General features: G+C 58.8%; 5 protein-coding genes and 2 tRNA genes. 4 read left to right on the forward strand and 3 right to left on the reverse strand.

Features of this window, described 5'->3' with window-relative positions:
* Positions 1-281: 281 nt before the first annotated feature.
* Positions 282-509, reverse strand: coding sequence for a YgdI/YgdR family lipoprotein (locus ET34_RS0118765; RefSeq protein ID WP_031524625.1), 228 nt, complete (start codon positions 507-509; stop codon positions 282-284).
* 193 nt (positions 510-702) lie between these two features.
* Between ET34_RS0118765 and csdA the strand changes: the two genes are divergently transcribed.
* A complete protein-coding gene (csdA, locus tag ET34_RS0118770; protein ID WP_031524627.1) occupies positions 703-1908 on the forward strand; it encodes a cysteine desulfurase CsdA in 1206 nt (401 codons plus the stop codon).
* A complete protein-coding gene (gene csdE / locus ET34_RS0118775) occupies positions 1909-2352 on the forward strand; it encodes a cysteine desulfurase sulfur acceptor subunit CsdE (RefSeq protein WP_031524629.1) in 444 nt (147 codons plus the stop codon).
* A 6-nt stretch (positions 2353-2358) separates the two neighbouring features.
* Here the strand turns inward: csdE and tcdA are convergent, their stop codons facing one another.
* On the reverse strand, positions 2359-3171 hold the full coding sequence (gene tcdA / locus ET34_RS0118780; RefSeq protein WP_031524631.1) for a tRNA cyclic N6-threonylcarbamoyladenosine(37) synthase TcdA: 813 nt from the start codon (positions 3169-3171) through the stop codon (positions 2359-2361).
* Positions 3172-3245: 74 nt separating this feature from the next.
* The gene (mltA, locus tag ET34_RS0118785; protein WP_031524637.1) at positions 3246-4343 is read right to left on the reverse strand and encodes a murein transglycosylase A; all 1098 of its coding nucleotides are present in this window, start codon (positions 4341-4343) and stop codon (positions 3246-3248) included.
* 204 nt (positions 4344-4547) lie between these two features.
* Here mltA and ET34_RS0118790 point away from each other — a divergent pair.
* Positions 4548-4624: transfer RNA gene (locus ET34_RS0118790), tRNA-Met, on the forward strand.
* A 58-nt stretch (positions 4625-4682) separates the two neighbouring features.
* A tRNA-Met gene (locus ET34_RS0118795) sits at positions 4683-4759 on the forward strand.
* Positions 4760-4807 lie beyond the last annotated feature (48 nt).

The following is a 4807-nucleotide window of genomic DNA, read 5'->3' on the forward strand; positions in this document are numbered from 1 at the left end:
TTTTTTTATCTGAGCCATTATAAATTGTCCGTTGAGGTTGCACCAGCAAATACCTATAGTGGCGGCACTTCCTGAGCCGGAACGAAAAGTTTTTTAGGATGAGAGTTCTGAAGGGCTTTTGGCTTACGGTTGTGATGTTGTGTTGTTGTGTTTGCAATTGGTCTGACGTTTCAGACCACGGTAGCAACGCTACCCATTTTCACTTCCTGTACATTTACCCTGTCTGTCCATAGTGATTAATGTAGCACCGCAAAATTGCGGTGCTTTTTTTTGCCTGCAGATTAGTCTTCCAGCGCGACCATCTCTTTAACATCGGTGCGGTTAATCTGCTGCTTGTTGCCGTTAGCATCTTTGTACTGAATCATGCCGGTATCATTGTCGGTAGTCGGTTTGCCGTCAGAAACAATGGTGCGGCCATCATTGGTGTGCATTACATAGTTCGGACCTGAGCAAGCTGCGAGTGCAAAGGTCATCATACATGCTGAAACTACAGCGGCTGCCTTATTCATAATTCTTCTCCTTGTAGACACAAATACTATGTATGCCTCTTTTGCTAAGAGGCCAGAACATTCACCTGACACTTTTCAGCATAACCTGCTTTTACAACTTCGCCAGGTGAAACGGACAATTCTGATGGTTATCAATAGCCTTGTGCGATGCAGGAAAATGGGCGACGATCGTGGTAATGACACGAGGAATATCATGAAAGCATTCAGCCCGGCCCGTTTTCGCGCGCAGTTCCCTGCGCTGGCCGATGCGGGCGTCTATCTCGACAGCGCCGCCACCGCCCTGAAACCGACGGCGGTCATTGAAGCCAGCCGCCAGTTCTACAGCCTCAGCGCCGGGAACGTTCACCGCAGCCAGTTCGCAGAGGCCCAACAGCTTACCGCCCGCTACGAAGCCGGACGTGCCGCCGTGGCCCGTCTGTTAAATGCCCCGGAAAGCGACAGCGTTATCTGGACGCGCGGCACCACCGAGGCCATCAATATGGTGGCGCAGTGCTGGCTGCGCCCGCGTCTTCAGCCGGGCGATAACATTATCGTCAGCGAAGCCGAGCATCACGCTAATCTGGTGCCCTGGCTGATGGTGGCGCAGCAGACCGGCGCAACCGTGGTGAAACTGCCTATCGGTCCTGACCGCCTGCCCGCGCTGGAGCAGCTCCCGGCCCTGCTTAACGACCGCACTCGCCTGCTGGCACTCGGTCAGATGTCCAACGTCACCGGCGGTTGCCCTGACCTGGCGCGCGCCATTACGCTTGCCCATGCCGCAGGCGTAAAGGTAATGGTAGACGGCGCGCAGGGCGTGGTGCATTGCCCGCCGGACGTGCAGCAGCTGGATATCGATTTCTATGCTTTCTCCGGCCATAAGCTGTACGGCCCGACCGGCATCGGCGTGCTGTACGGCAAGCGCGAGCTGCTGGAAGAGATGACCCCGTGGCTCGGCGGCGGCAAGATGATCGTTCGCGTCTCCTTTGACGGCTTCGACACCCAGCCGCTCCCCTGGCGTCTGGAGGCCGGGACGCCCAACGTGGCAGGTGTTATCGGCCTGAGCGCGGCGCTGGAGTGGTTGCAGGACATCGACCTGACCGAGGCGGAAAACTACAGCCGCGGTCTGGCGACGCTTGCCGAAGCCTCGCTCTCCAGCCGCCCCGGCTTCCGCTCGTTCCGCTGCCAGGATTCCAGCCTGCTGGCGTTTGATTTTGACGGCATTCACCACAGCGATCTGGTCACGCTGCTCGCTGAATCCGGCGTGGCGCTGCGCGCCGGGCAACACTGCGCCCAGCCGCTGCTGGCGGCCCTGGGCGTCAGTGGCACGCTGCGTGCCTCCTTTGCGCCTTATAATACCCGGCAGGATGTCGATACGCTGGTAAACGCCATCGACCGCGCACTTGAAATACTGGGGGATTAAATGACAGGTACTTTGCTCGCCGGACACCCGTTCGGCACCACGGTCACGGCGGACACGCTGCGCCAGACTTTTTCGCCGCTGACGCAGTGGGAAGACAAATACCGGGCGCTGATTATGTTGGGCAAACAGCTTCCGGCGCTGCCTGAAGAGGTAAAACAGCGCACCACGGAGATCCCCGGCTGCGAAAACCGCGTCTGGCTGGGTCACGATCGGCTGCCGGACGGCTCGCTGCACTTCTATGGTGACAGCGAAGGGCGCATCGTGCGTGGATTACTGGCGGTGTTGCTGACGGCGGTAGAGGGCCAGCCTGCCTCGCTGCTACGGGAGCAGGACCCGCTGGCGCTGTTTGACGAACTGGGGCTGCGGGCGCAGCTCAGCGCCTCGCGAAATCAGGGGTTGGCCGCGCTGGCGGCGGCGGTACAGCAGGCCGCGCGCCAGGGTTGATGCGTATTACGCAGCGGCGTCGCGCGCCGCTTTGGCCAGCAGCTTTTTCAGCGCGTGGGAAACGGCGATAAATCCAAAGGTTGCCGTGACCATCGTCGCCGCACCAAAGCCCGAGGCGCAGTCCATGCGTTTCGGCCCTTCCGCCGTACCTTTTGCGGCACACACCGAACCATCCGCCTGCGGGTAGACCAGCGCTTCGGTTGAAAACACGCAGTCGACGCCCAGCTTCCCTTTACTGTTTTTCACCACGCCGAAATCGCTTTTCAGCCGCTCGCGCAGCTTCGCCGCCAGCGGATCCTGAATGGTCTTCGCCAGGTCGGCCACCTGAATCTGCGTCGGATCGATTTGCCCGCCAGCCCCACCGGTGGTCACCAGCGGGATCTTGTAGCGACGGCAGTACGCGATCAGCGCCGCTTTCGGACGGACGCTGTCAATGGCGTCGATAACATAGCTGAAGCCCTGATTCATCATGGCAGCAACGTTATCCGGCGTCACAAAGTCGTCCACCACGGTAACGCGGCACTCCGGGTTAATCTGGCGAATACGCTCGGCCATCACTTCCGCTTTCGCCACGCCGACAGTATCGCGCAGAGCGTGGATCTGGCGATTGGTATTGGTGACGCAGACGTCATCCATATCAATCAGCGTGATGGCACCAATGCCGGTACGCGCCAGCGCCTCTGCGGCCCAGGAGCCCACGCCACCGATACCGACCACGCAGATATGGGCGGCCGCAAAGTGGGCCAGCGCAGATTCGCCATATAAACGTGCCGTACCGCCAAAGCGCTGGCGCCAGGCGTCGGTGAGAACAACAGACATGAAAACCTCGGAAAGTGTATTCGTAAGAAAGTAAACGCGCGGATGACGGAGGCCTGTGGCCTCCGCCACGATCATCAGCCGCTAAAGACGTTGCCGGTACCGGGCGCGTTTTTCAGCACCCACACGCGGCCATAGTGGTTATACCAGCCGGCGCGATGCCCGGCATCCGGGCCGATGCCCTGATAGATATCAAAGTGCTGGCCTTTGATAGCGCCCCCAACATCCAGCGCCACCATCAGGCGCAGCTCGTATTGTCCGTTAAATTTTCCGTTGTTGTCCAGCAACGGCACTTCGGCCAGCAGCGTGGTGCCCGCCGGAATGATCGAGCGATCAGATGCCACCGAGGCACGGCCAATCAGCGGCACGGCGCTGGCGCCCTTCACCGGCGCGTAGGACTGCGGTTTAAAGAAGACGAAGGACGGGTTCTGCTCCAGCAGCTCGCGTACTTCTGCCTCACTGTGGGTTTCCCCCCAGTGGCGGATCGCCTGCATCGACATATCTTCCCGCTTCACTTCCCCGCGGTCGATCAGCACTTTGCCGATGCTGTGGTAGGCATGACCATTTTTCCCGGCATAGGCAAAGAAGTTGAGCGGGCTGCCGTCGCCAAAATCGATATAGCCGCTGCCCTGCACGTCCATGATGAAGTTATCCATCAGGGAGTTGCTCCAGGCGATAACGTAGTTTTCGCTCAGCGCTCCGGCATAGATGTCGGCGCGGGACGGCAGGCGACCACGCTTCGGCGGCATGCGGTAAATCGGGTACTGGAATTCGCCCTGACGGGTATGACGCGCCTGCACCACCGGCGTGTAGTAGCCGGTAAACTGTACGTTACCGTAGTTGTCTGCCCCTTCCATCTGCCAGGCGTTCAGCCCGAACTGGTTCAGGTTGCGGGTATCGCCCCCGGCACGCAGCCACTCCTGCACCGCGCTGTAGACATTGCCCTGGCTACCATAAAGGCGTGGCGAGGCGCTGCGGATCTGATTCACCTGCTCGGCGAAGTCGCCGGCGTTAATCGGCGCGCCCGTGGCATCCGGCTGATTAACTAATGAGAAAGGCTGGGTAAATTTCCCGTCGCTGTACTGCTGCCCACGGTCGGTAGGCTTTGAGGAACAGGCGGCAAGCAGCGTAATCATTGCCCCTGTAAGAAGGTAGTGTGCCCAACGTCCTTTCATGATCTCTCCGGAATTTGCCACGGCGTGCGAAGGAAGATAGCAAACCGTACCTGGGATTGAAATGTGAAGCCAGCGCGTAACAGTAAATACGCCTGGTAAATAAACAAATGGCCGGATAATTAGTCAACCTGAGCCAAACATCGAGTTTTATTGGAAAAAAGGGTTGCATCGAAAAGCGAGCGGAGTATAGTGCGCTTCCACGGACGCGGGGTGGAGCAGCCTGGTAGCTCGTCGGGCTCATAACCCGAAGGTCGTCGGTTCAAATCCGGCCCCCGCAACCAATTACGATGCTGGCAACGGCCAAAAGCGCGTAATAAAAAGAAGAAGTAGTAAGACGGACGCGGGGTGGAGCAGCCTGGTAGCTCGTCGGGCTCATAACCCGAAGGTCGTCGGTTCAAATCCGGCCCCCGCAACCAACTTATAAATAAGCACCCTTAAGGGTGTTTTTTTATGCCTGAAATTCA

This window comes from Siccibacter colletis (assembly GCF_000696575.1).
GTDB lineage: Bacteria > Pseudomonadota > Gammaproteobacteria > Enterobacterales > Enterobacteriaceae > Siccibacter > Siccibacter colletis.